The sequence below is a fragment of the Paenibacillus sp. sgz302115 genome (genome assembly GCF_056120445.1).
The window spans coordinates 1-943 of sequence record NZ_JBVYOK010000057.1 but is presented as its reverse complement, the minus strand read 5'-3'; the positions used below and the strand labels follow the sequence as shown (position 1 = coordinate 943).

The window sequence follows — 943 nt, the reverse complement described above, 5'->3', positions numbered from 1 at the left end:
TGGTCACTAACTCTGACATTAGTTTGTACAAATTGATTTTCTGGTTTAGCATGGTTTCCGCATCCACATTCTTCTCGAAAACCGCTGTGCGCATGGATTCCAGCTTGACGTAAAGAGGATTCTGGTCAACCAATTCCATGAGCTCATTCATAACGAGATTTTTAAAGTCATCGAAGCTGAGCACAGGTTTTTCCTTCGCCATCTCCGCTAGATGAGCGAGTCGCTTCTCATATTCCCGGCACAGCACGCTAAAAAACAATGCTTCTTTTGTTTTAAAGTACACAAACAGAATTCCGTTTGACATGCCCATCTGCTTGGCTATATCGGACATTTTGATTTTTTCATACTCCGATGAAAGAAACATTTCAGCCGCTTTATCCATAATAGCCTTTGCTTTTAAAGCTTTTGCCTCGGGCGTCATTGCACGTTTTGCCATAATGCTCATCACTCCATTCGATTTATGTTAAGGGCTTATCGAGTTGGAGTCACATATCAAACACTTTTTTCATTATTCTTCCAAGAAAATCCTAACCGATTCATCGAAATCGCTGCAAAACGCTTTGGACATTTTATCTGTTCCATTGCTTCGGGACAGCCGGTTAATTTGCATGGCAGCAACAACATCACTTGTTAGCGTAGCGACTTTTTTTAGCATTTCATTGCTGATTTCCATTGCTACCTCGATCCATACTTTATTAACATCCTGTGTCCAAGCCCCTTTTGCCTCACGATTATCTATGACGATGGCGGCCGTTTCTTTGTCGCGATGAGCTTCCTTGAGCAATTCCCCGATGGCGTAGGCTTCCTCCATGGTTACAAAAAAATTCGTATGCTTGATAAAGAAAATGCCGTCCGTTTTCCAGTACGTTGTTGTTTTCGGTAACAAAGGATCAAACTTAGCCATAGTATCCACCCTTTTCATAATGATTATATTGTCTGCTTA

At 41.4% G+C, this 943-nt stretch carries 2 protein-coding genes; both read right to left on the bottom strand.

Annotated elements, in window-relative coordinates; translation table 11 throughout:
- Positions 1-436 (bottom strand): TetR/AcrR family transcriptional regulator (locus AC0LWN_RS32620; RefSeq protein WP_474672742.1); only part of this gene is annotated, 436 nt, incomplete at its 3' end.
- A gap of 72 nt (positions 437-508) precedes the next feature.
- On the bottom strand, positions 509-904 hold the full coding sequence (locus AC0LWN_RS32615) for a hypothetical protein (RefSeq protein ID WP_474672740.1): 396 nt from the start codon (positions 902-904) through the stop codon (positions 509-511).
- Positions 905-943: the final 39 nt, after the last annotated feature.

Bases quoted from the DNA above. Each gene is read 5' to 3' on its own strand.
- AC0LWN_RS32615 (WP_474672740.1), bottom strand. From the start codon at position 904: ATGGCTAAGTTTGATCCTTTGTTACCGAAAACAACAACGTACTGGAAA.